Raw genomic sequence first — 17,959 nt, forward strand, 5'->3', positions numbered from 1 at the left:
GTGCGCGTCGGCTGATTGTTAGATCGGTGGCGGGGCAAAGCGTTCGACGAAGCGTTCCGCGCGCGGCAGGGCGTCATGCAGGAACTGTTTGGGTTCGCGAAGCCATAATCCATCGATCTGGCGCGACTTGGGTTCGGAAATCAAAACGTCGTGCGGGATTTCTTTGATTTCGACGTCCCAGTCCGGCCAGCATTGTCTGGCCCGGCGGATGTAGTGGCTGAAGAACGCCGTACGCTTACTGTAGCCATGATAATCAAACACCCAGTCATCGTGGGCGACGACAATGTGATTGCCCGGATGATCCTTTGTCGGGTGAAGCCAAAGTGCCGTGAGCTCCCCAATCGCGCTGTATCGCTTGATAAAGGCGTGGGCGAGGATGTGGCAGGCACCACAGGCAAAGAACACACGGTCCGGCAGGTTCCAGCGCATCACCGGATCGCTTTTGCGATAGTTCGGTGTTCTTGGCTGATACATCGGCCTTAATCCTGACGCCCGGGCAGAAGTCCGTGCTTTTCCAGTAACCTGCGAAACTGGTGATAGTTCAGATCAAGCGCTTTGGCAGCCTCGGTCTGGTTGTTGGCGTTTTGGCGCAGGGCCTGTTCAAGCAGTTTGATTTCGAAATTGGCGACCTGTGATTTGAAGTCGATAGTTGCGTCTGGTTCCGGCGTGTCGACTTCTTCCGCAGGTGTCGGTGTGTCACGGTCGGTCTCGGACCAGATGTCCTCGAACGGATCGATGGTGATGTGGGCCAGCGGGGTTTCGTCGTCCTCAGCAAGATAGATGCTGCGTTCAACTGCGTTGCGCAGTTCACGGATATTGCCGGGCCAGGGATAGCGGAGAAGTTGTTCGGCGGCTTTGCGCGAGAAGCCCGGAAAGACGCTGCGGCCCAGCCGTTTTGTCATCTCAAGTGCGAACTGTTCGGCGAGTAACAGGATATCATCAGACCTTTGCCGGAGCGGCGGGACAGCAATCACGTCAAAGGCGAGGCGATCAAGCAGGTCGGCGCGGAACCTGTTGGTTTTGGCCAGTTCGCGCAGGTTTTCATTTGTCACACCAATGACGCGGGTGTCGACTTCGATGACTTCCGAGCCGCCGACGCGTTCGATCTCGCCATACTCCACCACGCGCAGAAGCTTTTCCTGCACCACAGGGCTTGCGGTGGCGATTTCATCAAGAATGATTGTGCCGCCGTGTGCACGTTCGAACCGCCCGATATGGCGTTTGGACGCCCCGGTAAACGCCCCGGCTTCGTGTCCGAAAAGTTCGGTATCAAGCAGGGTTTCAGACAGGGCGGCGCAGTTGACCTTGACCAGTGGCCCGCCCCAGCGGCGCGACAGGTAATGCAGGCGTGCTGCAATCAGTTCCTTGCCCGAACCGCGTTCGCCAAGCACCAGACACGGGCGTTCAATCGGCGCCAAGTGTGAAACATGTTCAAGGGCAGCCAGAAAAACGGGGTCTTCGCCCAATATCGGTTGCAAGCTATCCATTTCGCGAAAAACGTTATCGCAAAACGACAATATTGTCGCGATAAAAGTTAAATAAAAAGTCTGATGATTAATTAAATCATTGATTTTATGGAATTTCAAAACTGGCACGGCATTTGAAATACAGAGTGCAGAATTTGTAGCGTCCCCCGATTAATTAAGGAGATCAGACAATGGGCGTGTTTTCGCGTTTGTCCGATATCGTAAATGCTAACATCAACTCGCTTCTGGATCGTGCCGAAGATCCGGAGAAAATGGTGCGGTTGATGATCCAGGAAATGGAAGACACCCTGGTTGAGGTGCGTTCCGCCGCCGTCAAGGCGATTGCCGACAAGAAGGAAGTCGAGCGCAAGCTTAAGAAACTTCATGACGGTCAGGTCGAATGGGACACCAAGGCAGAGTTTGCTGTTTCCAAGGGCCGTGATGATCTGGCCAAGGGCGCACTGATGGCGCGCCGTCGTCTGGCCGATCAGAGCCTTGTGCTTGAGCGCGAACTGGAAGTGATCGAGGAAACCCTTGGCAAGTATGACGAGGACCTCAACAAGCTTCAGAACAAGCTGAACGAAGCCAAGGCGAAACAGCGTACGGTTGAAATCCGCATGCAGACGGCTGAAAAGCGTGTCAAAATGAAAGAAAAGCTGCATTCCGGTCAGATCGACGAAGCGCTTCTGCGTTATGAGCAGATGGAACGCCGGATTGACGAGCTTGAAGCGAGTGCGGACTCCTGGGACCTTGGTCGCGGACAGAGCCTTGAGGAACAGTTCGAAGACCTTGAGGCCGAGCTCGGGATCGAGGATGATCTTAAGGAACTGAAAGCACGCGTGAAAAGCGACGCGAAAAAAGACAAATAAGTAACGGGTTTTCGTGTTTCGATGCGTTGATCTGTTTGAAAGAACGAGATGTCGAATATGTGGGCGATTGCCGTACCTCTTATCGTTTTGATCACCGTTGTTGGCCCGGTTTGGGTGGTGTTTCATTACATCACGGTTTGGAAACGCATGAAGGCCGAGCAACGCCCGCAAAGCCCGGAACAGACAGCCCGCGAAAAGGAAGCGGTGGCGGGTCTGAAACAGCGGGCAAAGCGACTCGAAACGCGTGTCGAAACACTTGAACGCCTGTTAGATGCCGAGGTTGCCGAATGGAGGAACAGGATATGACTGCTCAGCAAGCTACTGCCGGAGACGGTTTTGGGCGCAGTCACAAAAGACGCTCGCGCTGTGGATGTGGCTCACGGCACAACCCGGACGGTTCCAGGCGTCATGGTGTGATCGGCCGTACCACGCGCGGCATTTCAGAAGCCTTTGGCATTCCGCGCAAAGGGGTGCTGATTGCCTTCATTCTGGTTCTGATCTTCAGCTTCCCGGTCGGCGTGATGCTGTTTGGTCTGGCATGGGCCTATGTCCATCATCCGCAGTGGTTTGATGCTTTGCGCGGTAAAGTACGCGGTGCCGGTCAAAGCACATCGGCCGGACGTGCCGCCCGCCAGAACAACAGCACGGCCGATGCCGCAAACGAGCGCCCGACGGTTGGTGTTGATTATGAAGAAAGCTGGATGGAAGACCTGCGCGAGCAGTTTGACGATCTGGAACGGCGCACCGGTTCGATGGAAGGTTTTGTCGCATCTGGCGATTACCGCATGGCATCCGAATTCAAAAAGATGAAAGAGGATGACGACGCCAGCAAGGCCGATAAAGACAGCAAGCCGGACGATACCAAAACGGATGGGCCGAAGGCCTAAGCACGAGCCGAGCATTTTGACGAGATTGACGGCGGTTTTAACAGCTACCCCAAATCCCCCCTCGCGTTAGCACGGGTCTTGACCCGAAGAACCGTCGTCAAACATTAAACCGGACTTCTCAGGAGGTCCGGTTTTTCTTTTTGTTTGCAGGTTCTTGCGGCAAAACCCCCAAATAGCGTTTATCACTATACCTAATTTAAAGGTTTTTCCGGCAAAGTCGGAAAAATTGCCCATATAGTGCGCTATAGGGCAGGCAGCTTTTGGGGAGCACCATATGACGACCATGATCGAGCATCCCGGCGAACAGGATTTTCTGCATCGTTTGATGCTTGATAACCCGTGGTGGGATGGCGTTACCGATGATCAGGTGCAAGGCCTGCCGCAGCGGGCATTTTTCAAGCGGTTCTGGGCGGCGATTGAAAAGAATGACGGCCAAAAGGCGGTTGTTCTGACCGGCCCGCGCGGGGTGGGCAAGACCGTGATGATGCGCCAGGCCGTGGCAGAGCTTTTGAATGCCGACACGCCGCGGCGCCATGTTTGCTATATCTCGCTTGAGCATCCGCTGTTTCTTGAGGTCGACCTGCCGCGTTTGCCGAAGCTGCTGCGCTCCATGCGCGGTATTTCGGCCGATCATCCGCTTTGGCTGTTTATCGATGAGGTGTCCTATCAGCGCGACTGGGAGGCCAGCCTGATCAAACTGCTCGCCGCCGATCCGATGTTACGCGTGGTGGCGGTTAGTGCGCTCGCACCTGCGGGCGATAATGCGGAATATATCCAAAGCCTGTTTTTACCGCCTTTCAGCTTTGCCGAATATCTTGAGCAAAAGGGCATCGCACCCAGTGATGTGTTGCCCGAAACGCCAAATGTCGGGCGCTATACGGCGGATGTGCCAGACGGCTTGGTGGCACTCAACGACCTGTTTGAAGACTATATCAATGAAGGCGGTTTTCATGCCGCCAATGGCGAGGCCGGGGCCATTCACCGATCACTTCATTCGGATTTGCCGGGCCTGCATGGCATTTCAAGCCCATCGGATTTGCATCGGTTGTTTGCGCTTCTGGCCTATAACACCGGTTCGGAATTTTCTATCGAGGGGCTGGCGCGCGAGCTTGATATCGCCAAGAACACGCTTCGGCGGTATCTTGAATATCTTGAAAGTGCCTGGCTGGTGCGCCGTCTTGAACGTGTCGATCAGGACGCCAAACCGTTTCAGCGCGCGGTGGCGTTCAAGGTGCACCTCATTCATCCGGGCTTGCGCACTGGTTTGATTGGCGTTCGGGCGTCTGATAGTGCCACCATCACGCGGTTGGCGGAAACCGCGATTCAGACCCAGTTCCTGACGTCAAGCGTGGGCATGGAAAGCCTGTATTACGCGCGCTGGGGGCAATATGAGGTGCCGTTTGTGTTCCTTGATCGTCGCTCCGGCACGCCGCTTTTTGCTTATCACTGCCTGTGGCGCGATGAGGCGATCCGCAAGCCCAAGGAAATCCGCGCGCTGGTCAATTTCCGGGGCAGTCATGCCCTGCCACTTGGCGCGTTTGTCCTGACCAAGGCGCAGTGGCATGGCGGGAAGCTTGGCGGGGTGCCGATGCGCTTTGAGCCGGCCAGTGTGCTGGCCCTTCGCATCGGGCTTGAATTTTCGCAGCTTTGATGTGGCGCGCTGGGAAGGAGGTCTTTGATGACTGGGCTTTTACGGTTTTGCCTCTGCTTTTTTGCCGGGATAGTGTTGCCAGCGATTGCGTTTGCGCAGGCACAGGTTGCCTGCCCTGCCAATCCGCATTGGAGTAACACCACACCGCCGATCAATATCGAGCATGTCTTTTGTGGCGAGGTCGATGGCAATCGGGCGAAGGGTTTCCATTCCCGCCCGGATGGCATCAATCCGGCAAGCGTTGCGGATGTGAAGATCACGCAAGAACCCAATGCCAGTGGCGTGTATGGCGCGACCATCACGCTGGTGAATCCCGATGGCACCAACCCATCGAAGTTTTCGACCATGTACCCGGATACATGCAGTCAGGCGGAGGTCGAGAAATCCATTATTCATGCCTATGACCATCAGGTGGCGTGTCCGACCGGCGCGCCGCATTGGGCATCTTGCGGGTTCAACCGACCTGAAGGCGGTTCGGTGGCGGGTGCGGGATATTGCGTTGGCCCATCGGAAGATGTGCGCTTTTACATCGCCTTTGCCACACTCAGTCACGGGGCGAACGCAGGCAATATCAACACGGCATTTCCGCTGTACTGATCAAGGGTGGCAAACGGCAGGTGATGAAAGACTTTTATAATGACAGCCGGTGATTTCCCGCTGCCCGATTGGCCGGGCAAGGTGGCCGATGATCCGGGCCATGACCGGATTGCGGCTTGTCTTGTGATGGATATCGGGCGTGCGGACCAATGGGCGGCTGATGTGCTTTTGCAGGTTGGCAAGGTGCGCCAAGATCTTGAACCCTCTTGGGAAATGGCGATGAATGCCTACATCTTGAAGGTCGGGCCGGACACAACCGAGATCGCGCCGGTTTATGACGAAGCGGGTGAAAGCCCGGTAACGGTCCGCACCAATGACCTTGAGGCGGCGCTGAGGGCCTGGATATCAAAGCTCTCGGAAAGTCCGGATTAACCGGGCGGAAAGCAATTTGCCCGAAGCTGGGCGTGGTTGGACAGGATGAGTAAAGCGATTTGAACCCGGCATTCTGGCGTATTCCCGCATGTGCGATGGTGATATTGGCGGTGGCGTTTGTCATGTCTGCGAGCCATCCCGCATGGGCGCAAGGCGGCAGTGGCAAGGAAGCGCCGTCTGATCCGTTGGAAAAATTCCTGCATCAATATGTCGAACATGCCGGACTTCCCGGCGCGGTGGTGGCGATTGGTTATGGCGAGGGCAATGTGCGCTATGCCGCGACCGGTTATGCCAGTGTGCGGCCCGAAACCGGCATGACGCGGGATCGGCAGTTTTATATCGGATCGCTGACCAAGATGATGACGGCGGTTGTGACCCTGCAACTGGCGTCCGAGAAGCGGATTGATCTGGCCGATCCGATTGGCAAATACCTGCCCGGAGCCTTCCGCGATCGCATTGCCAATGCCGATCGTGCGACCATTCGTGATTTGCTGCGCAACAGTTCGGGCATTCCCGATTACCTTGATGGCGAGTTCTTTTTTGAGCTGGTCGGGCGCGACCCGCAGCATGGCTGGCGCAATGTCGAGCTGTTGCCGTTGATTGCCGATCGGGAAGCCTATTTTGCGCCGGGAACAAATTATGCGCCGTCCAACAGTAATTTCATCCTGCTCGGCGTGATGATCGAGGCGGTCGAGGGTGACCATATCGAGGCGGTGTTCAATCGCCGGATTTTTGAACCAGCCGAGATGATTAATACATCCTTTGGCCGGTTTCCGCGGCCCGCATCGCTGGCGCGCGGCTTTGATGATGCCGATGGCGACGGGCAGCTTGAAGACGTTACCGATTATGATGTTGGCGATCAGTTGGCCGATGGCGGGGTGATTTCAACGACGGAAGATTTGGTCAAATTCGCCCGTACGCTTTTTGTTGAGGGTGTGCTGCTGGGTCCGAACGCGATTGAGCGCGCAACGACCGATACCGTTTTTGCCGGTGACGGGTCTTATGGCTATGGGCTTATGATCGGCTCAAGCGACTGGGGCCCGGTCTGGGGTCATGACGGCATCTATTTTGGCTATTCCGCCGAGTTTTCCTGGTTCCCGGAACAGGACACGGTGGTGGTGTTTCTCGCCAATGGCCGGGCGCTCAATGAAGTGCCATCCGTGACCAGCATGCTGATGACCGGTTTGTTCGGCAAGCCGGAATAGGGCCACCTCGCTGCATTGCTGATGATTCCCTGCCTGCGGCGGGCTCACTATGCCGCACCGCAAAAAGTGGCTTGCAGTGAAAAGCGAGTTTGGGTAATTTTCGTAAAAATAAATATCAAATATTGTACGAATATTATCAAACGGGAGATTCCTGATGGCTGCAGCCCCACGTCCGCGCCGTTCTGTTTTGTATATGCCGGGTTCCAATGCGCGCGCCCTTGAAAAGGGCAGAAGCCTTCCGGCCGACGGGCTTATTCTGGATCTTGAGGATGCGGTGGCCCCCGACGCCAAGGATGCTGCGCGGGATCAGATTGTCAGCGCGCTTTCCGAGGGCGGCTATGGCAAACGCGAAATCCAGATCAGGACCAATGGCCTGAACACGCCGTGGGGCTATGCCGATATCGTTGCGGCATCCAAAACATCCGCAGATGCCATTCTGCTGCCCAAGGTCGAAAGTGCCGATACCGTGCGACAGGTTGCCAATATCATGGAGGCCGAAGGCGCGCATGCGGGCATGACCATCTGGTGCATGATGGAAACCCCGCTTGCGATGCTCAATGCCAAGGAAATTGCCGGGGCGCACCCGCGTCTGGGCGGGTTTGTCATGGGGACGTCGGATCTTGCCAAGGATCTGAACTGTGCGCATACCCCGGACCGTCTGCCGATGGTGACCAGCCTTGGTCTGTGTCTGTTGGCGGCACGGGCATACGGGCTTGCCATCCTTGATGGTGTGCATCTTGATCTGTCGGACGATGCCGGGTTTGCCGCGTCCTGCAAGCAGGGGCGCGAGTTTGGCTTTGATGGCAAGACGCTTATTCATCCCAAAACCATTGCAGCGGCCAACGAAGCGTTTGCCCCGGCAGAGGCCGAGATCGAGTGGGCGCGTAAAATCATTGCTGCCCACGAAGAAGCCGGTGCCGCAGGCAAGGGTGTGGTCGTGGTCGATGGCAAGCTGATTGAAAATCTGCATGTGGTGTCGGCCAAGAAATTGGTCGCGATGGCCGATTTGATTGCGGAAATGGACGCCGCCTAAGCGCAGCAACAGAATCAGACAAAACCGGTCGCGCCGAGTAACGAAAATGGCTGCAAGCAAGACAGCCAAGCTGGCGCGCACCGGTGTTTTACAGAAATTCCGGCCTTTCAGGGAGGCAATCGAATGTCAAAGACCAACCCGGGCAATTATTTTGAGGATTTCCAGATCGGACAGGAAATCCGCCATGCCACCCCGCGCACAATCACAAGCGGGGATGTGGCGCTTTATACCGGGCTGTATGGCCCGCGCTTTGCCGTGCAGTCGTCTGACGAGTTTGCCCAAAGCATCGGCTATAAGGCCGCACCCGTCGATGACCTGTTGGCGTTTCACATGGTGTTTGGCAAGACGGTGCCGGATGTGTCGCTGAATGCGGTGGCCAATCTGGGCTATGCCGGGGGCGTGTTTGGTGTTCCGGTCTATCCCGGCGATACGGTCAGTTCGGTTTCGACCGTCACCGGGATCAAGGAAAATTCCAACGGCAAGACCGGTGTGGTTTATGTCAATTCCGTCGGGCGCAATCAGCGTGGCGAGATGGTGCTTGATTACAATCGCTGGGTCATGGTGCGCAAACGTGATGAAAGTGCCCCGGCCCCGGAAACGGTCCTGCCGGAATTGCCCGGTGTGGTTGCGCCCGAGGCATTTCAGATCCCGGTCGGGCTTGATGTGTCGGGCTATTCGACCGAGCTTTCCGGATCACCGCACCGTTGGGATGACTATTATGTCGGCGAGAAGATCGATCATGTCGATGGCATGACCCTGGAAGAAGCCGAACATCAGATCGCAACCCGGCTTTATCAAAACACCGCCAAGGTTCATTTCGATCAGGTCGCGGCCAATGGCGGACGGTTTGGCAAGCGGTTGATTTATGGCGGGCATATCATTTCGCTGTGCCGGGCCCTTTCATTCAATGGGCTTGGCAATGCGTTCCGGATTGCCGCGATCAATGCCGGGGCGCACGCCAATCCGGCCTTTGCCGGGGATACGATTTTTGCTTGGTCGGAAGTTCTGGGCAAGTTCGAGGTGCCCGGTCGTCGTGATCTTGGCGCGCTTCGCCTGCGTCTGGTGGCGGTGCGTGATCGTCAGGCCAGTGACTTCCCGCTTAAGGACGCGGATGGCAAATATCAGTCTGATGTGTTGCTTGATTTCGACTACACGGTGCTGATCGCGCGCTGACTCGTCATAAATCCTGGAGTGGCTTAACTTTTCGTTTGGCCGCGCCAGGGTAATTTCGCCGCGCGCCTGGACCCGGTCTTGATCGGGTGAGGGCGCATTCATATGTGTTTGCAATAAATAAGACCCGATCCGCTGGCAGTTTCCTTGCGTAAGAAGGTCTAATTGTGCGATTGCTAAAAGCACGTTACGCCGTAAGTGAATGACCCGTGTCCTTCGCAGCGCCCTTCCCGCAGGGTGTTTACGGTGTCTGAGAGGTCAACCTACGTAGTTTAACGGAGGCAGTTGAGGCGTTTTGTCACTGATTTCTTTGGTTTACAAAGGGGTTCAGATTGACTCAAACCCGCTGCATGGGTAAATAAACCCTGCTTTCCCGCCAGCTACTTTGAGAAGAGGCAATTCCGCTATGAGCAAAGCCAATCGGCCGCTGTCTCCGCACTTGCAGGTGTACCGGCTTCCGATGACGGCAAAGATGTCCATCTCCTTCCGCGTGATGGGTGTCGGCCTTGCCATTGGTTTCGTATTTTTGGCGTCCTGGCTGATTGGTGCCGGCGCTGGTCGTGAAGCCTTTAACGGCTATCACGGATTTTTCACCTCGTGGTTTGGTCTGCTGCTGCTGTTCGGTTGGACGGCGGCGTTTTATTACCACGCCTGCAACGGGATCCGTCACCTTGTCTGGGATACCGGTCGCGGCCTGACGAATGAGGGTGCTGCCAAAGGCAACCCGATCGTCCTTGGCGCGGCAGTCGTGCTGACCATTCTCACCTGGATCATCGGTCTGGCCTAGGGCCGGGCAAGAGGGGACAACTTGTCATGAAGATGCAATCCGATCTGGGCCGTGTCCGCGGTCTCGGTTCTGCCAAAAGTGGCTCTTCGCACTGGTGGACCCAGCGCGTTACGGCTGCTGCAAACCTTCCGCTCGGCATCTGGTTCATTGTTTCTATACTTGCCGGGCACACGGCGAATTACGATGCCGTTCACGCTTGGTTGAGCTCGTATTTCCATTCAACCATGATGATCCTGATGATCGTCAGTGTTGCCGTGCATTTCACGCACGGCCTGCAGGTTGTGATCGAAGATTATGTGCATAACCGTAAAGCAGAAGTGATCTCGCTGATGCTGATCAAGGCGGTCGCAGCCTTCTTGTCTGTGGCGGCTATCGTATCAGTCCTGCGTATCGTTTTTGCCGGAGCCTGAGCCAATGAGTGAATCTTATAAAATTATCGACCATAACTACGACGTCGTTGTTATGGGTGCGGGTGGCGCGGGTTTGCGCGCGACACTGGGTACGGTTGAAGCCGGCCTTAAAACCGCATGTATCACCAAGGTCTTCCCGACCCGTTCGCACACCGTTGCTGCCCAGGGCGGTATCGGTGCATCGCTTGGCAACATGTCCGAGGATCACTGGCAGTGGCATATGTATGACACCGTCAAGGGTTCGGACTGGCTCGGTGACCAGGACGCGATCGAATATATGTGCCGTAACGCCGTTCCGGCGGTTCATGAACTTGAACATTACGGCATGCCGTTCTCGCGGACCGAAGATGGCAAAATCTATCAGCGTCCGTTCGGTGGCCACACCCGTGACCACGGCAAGGCGCCGGTTGAACGTGCTTGTGCCGCAGCTGACCGTACCGGTCACGCCATGCTGCACACCCTCTATCAGCAGTGCCTAAAGCACAAAGCAGAATTCTTTGTCGAATATATCGCCCTTGATCTAATCATGGACGAAGACGGTTCGTGCAAAGGTCTGGTGGCCTGGGATCTTGATACCGGCGAGCTGCATCGCTTTAACGCCAAGATGGTCATTCTGGCATCTGGCGGTTATGGCCGTGCGTTCTTTAGTTGCACCTCGGCGCATACCTGCACTGGTGACGGTCATGGCATGGTGGCCCGTGCGGGCCTTGGCCTTCAGGATATGGAATTCGTTCAGTTCCACCCGACCGGCATTTACGGTTCAGGCTGCCTGATTACCGAGGGTGCCCGTGGTGAAGGTGGTTATCTGACCAACTCCGAAGGCGAGCGTTTCATGGAACGTTATGCGCCGACCGTTAAGGACCTTGCATCGCGTGACGTTGTGTCGCGTGGTATGGCACAGGAAATCCGTGATGGTCGTGGTGTTGGCGAACACGGCGAATACATCCACCTGCACCTTGAACATCTTGGTTCGGAAGTGCTGTGGGAACGTCTGCCGGGTATTACCGAAACCGCAAAAATCTTTGCCGGTGTTGATGCGACCAAGGAACCGATCCCGGTTCTGCCGACGGTCCATTACAACATGGGCGGTATCCCGACCAACTATAAGGGCGAGGTTCTGCGCCCGACGGCCAAAGACCCGAATGCAATTGTTCCGGGCCTGATGGCGGCTGGTGAAGCAGCCTGCGTTTCGGTCCACGGTGCAAACCGTCTGGGTACGAACTCGCTGCTCGACCTTGTTGTGTTTGGTCGTGCATGCGGCATGCATGCCGCTGAAGTGGTCGATTCCAAGGCATCCTTCAAGGAGCTTAAAACCACCGATGGCGACGAGGCGATTGCACGCTTTGACCGTCTGCGCTGGGCAAAAGGTTCGCGTCCGACGGCCGATATCCGTCTGGAAATGCAGCGTGTCATGCAGGGTAACTGCGGCGTGTTCCGGACCTCGGAAATCCTTAAAGAAGGCAAGGACAAGCTTTCTGAAACCGCCAAGACGCTTCCCGACGTCGGTGTTTCGGATCGCTCGCTCATCTGGAACTCGGACCTGGTCGAGACTCTCGAACTTGAGAACCTGATGACCTGTGCCGCTGCAACCATGAATTCGGCAGAAGCGCGTCATGAATCGCGTGGTGCACATGCCCACGAAGATTTCCCGAAGCGTGATGACGAAGTCTGGATGAAGCACACGATTGCGACCGTGAACACCAAAAAGGGCTATGGCGTTGATCTGACCTATCGTCCGGTCAACAACTTCACCCTCACCGATGAAGTGTCGTATATCGAGCCGAAAGAGCGCGTCTATTAAGGCGCGGCAAGAGAGGATTTGAGAGATGGTAGAATTCAATCTTCCCGCCAATTCGGTCGTCAAAGAGGGCAAAACGTTCTCTGCGCCGGCTGACGCGAAGAATGTCCGTGCGTTCAAGATTTACCGTTTTGATCCGGACAGTGGCGACAACCCGCGTACCGACACCTATGACATCGACCTCGACAAATGCGGGCCGATGGTTTTGGACGCGCTGATCAAGATCAAGAACGAGATCGACGCGACCCTGACTTTCCGCCGTTCTTGCCGTGAGGGCATTTGCGGTTCGTGCGCGATGAACATCGATGGCCGTAACACGCTTGCGTGCTTAAAGCCGATCGAAGACATCAAGGGCGAAGTTAAGATCTATCCGCTGCCGCATATGCCGGTGGTCAAGGATCTGGTGCCGGATCTGTCCCAGCCCTATGCACAGCTCGCATCCATCGAGCCGTGGCTCAAGGCCGACAGCCCGACCCCGCCGGATGGCGAACGTCTGCAGTCACGTGAAGAACGTGCCAAGCTTGATGGTCTGTGGGAATGCATTCTGTGCTTCTCCTGCTCGACCGCGTGCCCGTCTTATTGGTGGAACTCCGACCGTTACCTCGGCCCGGCGGTTCTGCTGCAGGCATACCGTTGGCTGGCTGACTCGCGTGACGAATATACCGGTGAACGTCTCGACGCACTCGAAGATCCGTTCCGCCTGTATCGTTGCCACACGATCATGAACTGCACCAACACCTGCCCGAAAGGCCTGAACCCGGCGCTTGCGATCACCGAAATCAAAAAGATGATCGCAGAACGCCGCGCGTAAAGCCGCAGGCTCGTTGCCCTGATATTGGCGTTTAGCGCCTGCTTGTTAAAGCCGCCGAGGATCATTGATCCCGGCGGCTTTTTCTTTTGGTCGCATGATGTTAACCCCACAATTACCCAAATGCGCTATGATGGCGTCTGGCTTTCTGCACCAGTATGGGAATGACAACCTTGATTGACCGCCACCCGTTTCATTTCAGATCAACGCGTTTCGTAATGGTTGCCGGCATGATGCTTGGCCTTGCCGCCTGCGGGGAAACTGCTCCGAAGTGGGAGGCGCAGGATATGTTTGCTGCGCCCACCGAGCAAAGGGTTGATGACCGGTATCGGGCGATGATTGATTTCAAGGCCATGGCGCGCGATGCGGCGGGCAAGGAATATGCCGCTGGTCCGAACGCCACGGTGATTGGCGCGGTCGAGGAGGCGGTTGCCATGTGCCAACAGGCCAATGCACAAGGGTGCAAGGCGGTGCGGGTCGGGCTGACCTGGGTGGATGGGCTTGATCAAAGTGCGATTGAAAGCGTGATCACATCTTACCGTGATACCATGACGGCCGAGGCCTATCAGGCGGCAGGGCAGGGCAATATGGGGGCGGCCAACTGGTTGGCCTATCATTATGCGGTGCGCGGCGAAAACCTGCAGGAGGCCGAACGCCTGTCAAAGCAGGCCTTGCAGGTGGCCCCGGATGATCCCGGTGCGCTCGATACCTATGGATTGATCCTGTATCGACAAGGCCGATATCAGGAAGCCGAAGAAGTCTTTATCCGTGCCAACAAAGCAATGCCAACGGCCGAGCACATCGCGCATTTCGCCGACAATGCGCTGGCGATGGGCAAGACTGAAATGGCACGTGCAGCCTATCAGCGCGCATTGGAGGCGGGGGCTGGTCCGGTATTGTCCCAGACCATTCAGAAGCGCTTGCTGGCATTGGACCTGAACGGTGGGGCGGCGGCCCCGGCGCAGTAAGAAGTATCTGCATTAGAAATAGAAAAAGGCCGGGAATTCCCGGCCTTTGTTATTTCGTCACTTTGCTGCGTTACGCCCAATCAAGGGTTATAACCTCGCCATCGACCAGTGGCAGGTCGACTTCATTGAGGTTGTTGCCCGGCCCTGCGCGATCCACGATCAAAAAATCGCTGTCTTCTTCAAGCACGAGCAACGGGTGGTGCCAGACGTTTTTGGCGTAGGTAACACCTTGGGTGCCATCAGAAAGAAACGCGCGCAGGTCTTCTGGCTTGGGCGTATCGGTGCCTGATGCGACGACAATCAGGAACTTTTGTCCGGCCAGCGGGATGAAGGCCTGCGATCCCAGTGGGTGGCGTTCCATCATCCTGATTTCAATCGGCTTGGGCCGGGGTGTGCCGCGAAAGATGCTGATGATCGGGGCCCCGCCTTCGTCACCGACATCGACGCGCGATATATCATGAAACCGGGTCGTGGTGCCCTGATTGATCTTGTAGGTATCGCGTGCGGTGGCGGTCGAGATCACCTCGCCAAACGGGGCGAAGGCATCCGGGGTCAGATATTCGATGGGAAGCTGCATCACCCTGCCCCGTTACTTGGTCGGCTTGCCGAGAATGCGCAAACGGCTGATGCCGCCATCGGGGATCGAGTTGACCCGAAGATGGGTGACCGGACCATTGACGGTAAGTGCGGATGCATCGAATTCGTGGATGTGGTCCGCTTGCATCTTGCTTTCGGGCAGGATGGTCGACCAGAACATCGAACGTGCGCGCAGCGACTTGTCCTTTTCGCCATCAACAAACGCGCCCTGAATCGAAACGCGGTCGGGATAGTTGCCCTTGAAGTGGCAGGTATCGACGATGATTTTTTCAATCTCGCCCGGGTGACCCAGTTCAACAATCAGCCATTCATTGCCCGGTTCGCGACGGCGGCGGGTTTCCCAGCCATCGCCCATATTGACCCCGCGACCCGGCGCCAGAATGGCATTGGGATTACCGTAATGGGCATCCGACCAGCCAACAACCACACCGCCATTGATCATCGCGGCAAGATCGACCTGTTCGCCCTTGGCGGCCATTTCCGTCCAGTCGCGGTTCGGGCGACCATAGACGCGCAGACGTGCAACACCACCATCGGGATAGATGTGCAGACGCACATGGGTATAGATCGCCTCCGACGTGACATCGGCATAGTGATGCGCACTGGCACCAAGGCCCAATGGGGCAACGATTTCATGCCATTTGGTATCGTCGGTCGGATCGCCACCGGGGCAATAGCAGCCTTCAAGCGATGCAGCCGGCGGGAAGTTGCCGGTGAAGTGGCTGGTATCGATATCGACACCGTAAATGCGGCCCGATGTCGCCAGACGGATGACACAGTAATCATGGCCTTCGACCCGTTTACGGCGGCTTTCCCAGCCATCCATCCATTTGCCGTGATCGTCATAGCGGTCAGGATAAAACACTGCATCGGCGGTTTGCAGCATGCGCTGCTTGTCGGCGAAGAAATCATCGGTCGCAAAGATTGCTTCTGCGCCCAGACGTTCGTCGGCCAGATTGACAAAGCGCCGTGCAAATTCCGGCGCGTCGGTGTTTTCCTGATGGCTCATGGTCTTTTTATCCTGAAATGGTCGTTTATTATCTGGCGGTCACAGGTGTTTGCTACTCGTGGTGCTGTGGTTAAACCCTACAGCGCTTCGAGCCGCAATTTGGCAATGCGGTGAACCTGTGCGATCGCCTCATTGAATTCGGTTTCCGGGTCGTTTTTTACGCGCCGCTCGAACGCTTCGAGGATATCGGTGCGATGGAAACCCTTGACGGCAAAGATAAACGGAAAGCCGAACTTCTGTTTATAGAGATCATTAAGCTCGGTAAAGCGGGCAAGTTCATCCGGTGTGCATTGATCAAGCCCGGCACCCTTTTGTTCGCTTTGTGATGACTCGGTCAGATCGGCCAGCGCAAGCTTGCCCGCAAGATCGGGATGGGCGCGCAGAAGCGAAAGTTTGTCGGCATCAACCGCGCCATTGACGATGGCGGCCATGGCATCGGCAAGCGCCGCAGGGTTATCGAGGTTTTTGGCGATGCCGCGTTCATAAAGCTGATGGGCAACCCACGGTGAATGTTCGTAAACCCAGCCATAGAGCGACACGAACGCGCTTTCGGCGAGTGTGCTCGGCGGGCGGGCTTCAAACAGGGATTGGGTGGTTTCTGTCATTGGGACCTTGTGTTTCTTTATTCGCCGCCAAACGGGTGATGTTCGCGCCAGTGACGGGCAATATCAATCCGGCGGGCAAACCAGACATTATCGTGGCTCTGGACATAATCGACAAAGCGCTTGAGGGCCGCGAACCGGCCCGGACGCCCGACCAGGCGGCAATGCAGGCCGATTGACATCATGCGCGGTGTATCGGTCCCTTCTTCATAAAGGGTATCGAAGCTGTCCTTGAGATACTGGAAATACTGTTCGCCGGAATTGAAGCCCTGCATGGCGGCAAAGCGCATGTCGTTGGCATCAAGGGTGTAGGGCACGATCAGGTGCGGGGTTTCTGTCTGGGTGCTCCAGAACGGGAGTTCGTCGCTGTAATCATCGGCGTCATAAAGAAAGCCGCCTTCTTCAGCCACCAGACGGCGGGTATTGGGGCTGGTGCGCCCGGTATACCAGCCCAGCGGACGTTCGCCGGTGACGTTCTTGATGATCTCGATCGCCTTGTGAAGATGTTCGCGTTCCTGATCTTCTGGCATGTACTGATAATCAATCCAGCGATAGCCGTGCGAGCAGATCTCGTGACCGTCCTTCATCGCGACTTCGCCGACCCTGGGATGGCGGGCCAGCGCCATGGCGACGGCAAAGATGGTGATCGGGATCTGGCGTTCGCGAAACAGGTTCAGAATGCGCCAGACACCCACGCGCGAGCCATATTCATAGATCGACTCCATGCTCATATGGCGGACACCTTCGCGCATGTCAGCGCCGATGATTTCCGACAGGAAAGCCTCGGATGCACGATCGCCATGCAGGATGCAGTTTTCACCACCTTCTTCGTAATTCAGCACGAACTGAACAGCAACGCGCGCCTTGTTCGGCCAGTTGGCCTTGGGCGGGTTTTCACCATAACCAATTAAATCACGCGCATATGTCTGGTCGTTCATGCGAACCTTCTCCTGAATTCTGTGGGATTGATCCCGTACGCCCGGCTTTGTTGTCGGGCCTGTTTGGTGTAGCATTAACCATCGGCCGCAGCGCAGCAAGAAAGAAACCTGCGGATGCTAGGCCAACGACGTGCCGCACTATCAAGGCTGTTTTGATAATGTTCCTGGACGGGATCAGATCGGGGCCACGTTTTTCGCGGTCTCTCACAGCGTTTTGCCTGTGTTTCCGTTCATAATGCCTGAAACGGTTCTATTCGTTTTTCAAAGATTTGTTGATATAGTTTCACGTTATCGCCTCTTTCCCCCGGACGGGGTGTAATGCGACGATTTTAGATCGCTTAAAAATGGTTCGGCACAAAACTTCATAAACAGAATGCCGTTCCCGGGGAGAAGCGACCGCTCATAAAATTAACGATTGAGAGAGGAGGCCCGGCATGGGACGACTGACCACCCATGTACTGGATACGGCAAAAGGCTGCCCGGCCGCCGGAATCCGCATTGAGCTGCATCGCTTTGGCAACGGCCATGATGACATGGTTGCCGAAGCCGTGACCAATGCCGATGGCCGCACCGAAGGCCCGATGCTTGAGGGGGCCTCTTTCAAACCCGGCCAGTATCAGCTTGTTTTCCATGCCGGTGATTACTTTGATGCCAGCGGGACAGAGCTTCCCGATCCGAAATTCCTCGATCAGGTCGTGATCCGGTTCGGCATTTCCGATGGGCAGGCGCATTACCATGTGCCGCTTTTGCTGTCTCCGTTCGGCTATTCCACCTATCGCGGTAGCTGAGGAC

Annotated in this window: 21 protein-coding genes; 15 read left to right on the top strand and 6 right to left on the bottom strand. The window is 56.2% G+C overall.

Annotated elements, in window-relative coordinates; translation table 11 throughout:
• Positions 1-18: 18 nt before the first annotated feature.
• Both AC5Q5A_RS02250 and pspF read right to left on the bottom strand, forming a co-directional pair.
• The gene (locus AC5Q5A_RS02250; protein WP_493894196.1) at positions 19-474 is read right to left on the bottom strand and encodes a hypothetical protein; all 456 of its coding nucleotides are present in this window, start codon (positions 472-474) and stop codon (positions 19-21) included.
• A gap of 5 nt (positions 475-479) precedes the next feature.
• On the bottom strand, positions 480-1,487 hold the full coding sequence (gene pspF, locus AC5Q5A_RS02255) for a phage shock protein operon transcriptional activator (protein WP_493894197.1): 1,008 nt from the start codon (positions 1,485-1,487) through the stop codon (positions 480-482).
• 170 nt (positions 1,488-1,657) lie between these two features.
• Between pspF and pspA the strand changes: the two genes are divergently transcribed.
• The 14 genes from pspA to AC5Q5A_RS02325 all read left to right on the top strand — a co-directional run bounded on the left by pspA (position 1,658) and on the right by AC5Q5A_RS02325 (position 14,021).
• Positions 1,658-2,335 carry a phage shock protein PspA gene (gene pspA, locus AC5Q5A_RS02260; protein WP_008888471.1) on the top strand — a complete coding sequence of 226 codons (678 nt, stop codon included), beginning with the start codon at positions 1,658-1,660 and terminating at the stop codon, positions 2,333-2,335.
• A gap of 48 nt (positions 2,336-2,383) precedes the next feature.
• Positions 2,384-2,641, top strand: coding sequence for an envelope stress response membrane protein PspB (pspB, locus tag AC5Q5A_RS02265; protein ID WP_232308297.1), 258 nt, complete (start codon positions 2,384-2,386; stop codon positions 2,639-2,641).
• Positions 2,642-2,748: 107 nt separating this feature from the next.
• Complete coding sequence (locus AC5Q5A_RS02270) at positions 2,749-3,222, top strand: hypothetical protein (RefSeq protein WP_493894198.1); 474 nt, start codon at positions 2,749-2,751, stop codon at positions 3,220-3,222.
• A 274-nt stretch (positions 3,223-3,496) separates the two neighbouring features.
• Positions 3,497-4,873, top strand: a complete 1,377-nt coding sequence (locus tag AC5Q5A_RS02275; RefSeq protein WP_296989432.1) for an ATP-binding protein — start codon at positions 3,497-3,499, stop codon at positions 4,871-4,873.
• Between the two features lie 27 nt (positions 4,874-4,900).
• The gene (locus AC5Q5A_RS02280) at positions 4,901-5,470 is read left to right on the top strand and encodes an EndoU domain-containing protein (RefSeq protein WP_493894199.1); all 570 of its coding nucleotides are present in this window, start codon (positions 4,901-4,903) and stop codon (positions 5,468-5,470) included.
• Between the two features lie 39 nt (positions 5,471-5,509).
• Positions 5,510-5,842, top strand: coding sequence for a hypothetical protein (locus tag AC5Q5A_RS02285; protein WP_493894200.1), 333 nt, complete (start codon positions 5,510-5,512; stop codon positions 5,840-5,842).
• Between the two features lie 122 nt (positions 5,843-5,964).
• On the top strand, positions 5,965-7,047 hold the full coding sequence (locus AC5Q5A_RS02290; protein ID WP_493894201.1) for a serine hydrolase domain-containing protein: 1,083 nt from the start codon (positions 5,965-5,967) through the stop codon (positions 7,045-7,047).
• A gap of 154 nt (positions 7,048-7,201) precedes the next feature.
• The gene (locus AC5Q5A_RS02295; protein WP_493894202.1) at positions 7,202-8,080 is read left to right on the top strand and encodes an HpcH/HpaI aldolase/citrate lyase family protein; all 879 of its coding nucleotides are present in this window, start codon (positions 7,202-7,204) and stop codon (positions 8,078-8,080) included.
• 123 nt (positions 8,081-8,203) lie between these two features.
• Positions 8,204-9,253 carry a MaoC family dehydratase gene (locus AC5Q5A_RS02300; RefSeq protein ID WP_063086731.1) on the top strand — a complete coding sequence of 350 codons (1,050 nt, stop codon included), beginning with the start codon at positions 8,204-8,206 and terminating at the stop codon, positions 9,251-9,253.
• 403 nt (positions 9,254-9,656) lie between these two features.
• Positions 9,657-10,037, top strand: coding sequence for a succinate dehydrogenase, cytochrome b556 subunit (gene sdhC / locus AC5Q5A_RS02305; RefSeq protein ID WP_008888453.1), 381 nt, complete (start codon positions 9,657-9,659; stop codon positions 10,035-10,037).
• A 26-nt stretch (positions 10,038-10,063) separates the two neighbouring features.
• Positions 10,064-10,447, top strand: a complete 384-nt coding sequence (gene sdhD / locus AC5Q5A_RS02310) for a succinate dehydrogenase, hydrophobic membrane anchor protein (protein ID WP_008888452.1) — start codon at positions 10,064-10,066, stop codon at positions 10,445-10,447.
• Positions 10,448-10,451: 4 nt separating this feature from the next.
• Positions 10,452-12,248 (top strand): succinate dehydrogenase flavoprotein subunit, encoded by a 1,797-nt coding sequence (gene sdhA, locus AC5Q5A_RS02315; protein WP_493894203.1) that lies wholly within the window; start codon positions 10,452-10,454, stop codon positions 12,246-12,248.
• Positions 12,249-12,273: 25 nt separating this feature from the next.
• Positions 12,274-13,056 (top strand): succinate dehydrogenase iron-sulfur subunit, encoded by a 783-nt coding sequence (locus AC5Q5A_RS02320; RefSeq protein ID WP_008888450.1) that lies wholly within the window; start codon positions 12,274-12,276, stop codon positions 13,054-13,056.
• 161 nt (positions 13,057-13,217) lie between these two features.
• Positions 13,218-14,021: a tetratricopeptide repeat protein gene (locus AC5Q5A_RS02325; protein ID WP_493894204.1), complete on the top strand. Its 804-nt coding sequence runs from the start codon at positions 13,218-13,220 to the stop codon at positions 14,019-14,021.
• Between the two features lie 70 nt (positions 14,022-14,091).
• On the opposite strand, the gene AC5Q5A_RS02330 is transcribed toward AC5Q5A_RS02325, so the two are convergent.
• From AC5Q5A_RS02330 to puuE, 4 genes are all read right to left on the bottom strand, one after another.
• On the bottom strand, positions 14,092-14,598 hold the full coding sequence (locus tag AC5Q5A_RS02330) for an ureidoglycolate lyase (protein WP_493894205.1): 507 nt from the start codon (positions 14,596-14,598) through the stop codon (positions 14,092-14,094).
• A 12-nt stretch (positions 14,599-14,610) separates the two neighbouring features.
• Positions 14,611-15,627, bottom strand: coding sequence for an allantoicase (gene alc, locus AC5Q5A_RS02335; protein WP_493894206.1), 1,017 nt, complete (start codon positions 15,625-15,627; stop codon positions 14,611-14,613).
• Positions 15,628-15,704: 77 nt separating this feature from the next.
• Positions 15,705-16,232: a 2-oxo-4-hydroxy-4-carboxy-5-ureidoimidazoline decarboxylase gene (gene uraD / locus AC5Q5A_RS02340; protein WP_493894207.1), complete on the bottom strand. Its 528-nt coding sequence runs from the start codon at positions 16,230-16,232 to the stop codon at positions 15,705-15,707.
• A gap of 17 nt (positions 16,233-16,249) precedes the next feature.
• Complete coding sequence (gene puuE / locus AC5Q5A_RS02345) at positions 16,250-17,167, bottom strand: allantoinase PuuE (RefSeq protein WP_493894208.1); 918 nt, start codon at positions 17,165-17,167, stop codon at positions 16,250-16,252.
• 434 nt (positions 17,168-17,601) lie between these two features.
• Here puuE and uraH point away from each other — a divergent pair, with 434 nt between their 5' ends.
• Entirely contained in the window at positions 17,602-17,955 is a 354-nt protein-coding gene (uraH, locus tag AC5Q5A_RS02350; protein ID WP_064779948.1) for a hydroxyisourate hydrolase, read from the top strand.
• Positions 17,956-17,959 lie beyond the last annotated feature (4 nt).

Source organism: Thalassospira sp. CA1 (genome assembly GCF_059052855.1).

Excerpts from the sequence above, each read along its gene's own strand:
- AC5Q5A_RS02250 (WP_493894196.1), bottom strand. The coding sequence starts at position 474 with ATGTATCAGCCAAGAACACCGAACTATCGCAAAAGCGATCCGGTGATG.
- pspF (WP_493894197.1), bottom strand. The coding sequence starts at position 1,487 with ATGGATAGCTTGCAACCGATATTGGGCGAAGACCCCGTTTTTCTGGCT.
- pspA (WP_008888471.1), top strand. The coding sequence starts at position 1,658 with ATGGGCGTGTTTTCGCGTTTGTCCGATATCGTAAATGCTAACATCAAC.
- pspB (WP_232308297.1), top strand. The coding sequence starts at position 2,384 with ATGTCGAATATGTGGGCGATTGCCGTACCTCTTATCGTTTTGATCACC.
- AC5Q5A_RS02275 (WP_296989432.1), top strand. The coding sequence starts at position 3,497 with ATGACGACCATGATCGAGCATCCCGGCGAACAGGATTTTCTGCATCGT.
- AC5Q5A_RS02280 (WP_493894199.1), top strand. The coding sequence starts at position 4,901 with ATGACTGGGCTTTTACGGTTTTGCCTCTGCTTTTTTGCCGGGATAGTG.
- AC5Q5A_RS02285 (WP_493894200.1), top strand. The coding sequence starts at position 5,510 with ATGACAGCCGGTGATTTCCCGCTGCCCGATTGGCCGGGCAAGGTGGCC.
- AC5Q5A_RS02290 (WP_493894201.1), top strand. The coding sequence starts at position 5,965 with ATGTCTGCGAGCCATCCCGCATGGGCGCAAGGCGGCAGTGGCAAGGAA.
- AC5Q5A_RS02295 (WP_493894202.1), top strand. The coding sequence starts at position 7,202 with ATGGCTGCAGCCCCACGTCCGCGCCGTTCTGTTTTGTATATGCCGGGT.
- AC5Q5A_RS02300 (WP_063086731.1), top strand. The coding sequence starts at position 8,204 with ATGTCAAAGACCAACCCGGGCAATTATTTTGAGGATTTCCAGATCGGA.
- sdhC (WP_008888453.1), top strand. The coding sequence starts at position 9,657 with ATGAGCAAAGCCAATCGGCCGCTGTCTCCGCACTTGCAGGTGTACCGG.
- sdhD (WP_008888452.1), top strand. The coding sequence starts at position 10,064 with ATGAAGATGCAATCCGATCTGGGCCGTGTCCGCGGTCTCGGTTCTGCC.
- sdhA (WP_493894203.1), top strand. The coding sequence starts at position 10,452 with ATGAGTGAATCTTATAAAATTATCGACCATAACTACGACGTCGTTGTT.
- AC5Q5A_RS02320 (WP_008888450.1), top strand. The coding sequence starts at position 12,274 with ATGGTAGAATTCAATCTTCCCGCCAATTCGGTCGTCAAAGAGGGCAAA.
- AC5Q5A_RS02325 (WP_493894204.1), top strand. The coding sequence starts at position 13,218 with ATGACAACCTTGATTGACCGCCACCCGTTTCATTTCAGATCAACGCGT.
- AC5Q5A_RS02330 (WP_493894205.1), bottom strand. The coding sequence starts at position 14,598 with ATGCAGCTTCCCATCGAATATCTGACCCCGGATGCCTTCGCCCCGTTT.
- alc (WP_493894206.1), bottom strand. The coding sequence starts at position 15,627 with ATGAGCCATCAGGAAAACACCGACGCGCCGGAATTTGCACGGCGCTTT.
- uraD (WP_493894207.1), bottom strand. The coding sequence starts at position 16,232 with ATGACAGAAACCACCCAATCCCTGTTTGAAGCCCGCCCGCCGAGCACA.
- puuE (WP_493894208.1), bottom strand. The coding sequence starts at position 17,167 with ATGAACGACCAGACATATGCGCGTGATTTAATTGGTTATGGTGAAAAC.
- uraH (WP_064779948.1), top strand. The coding sequence starts at position 17,602 with ATGGGACGACTGACCACCCATGTACTGGATACGGCAAAAGGCTGCCCG.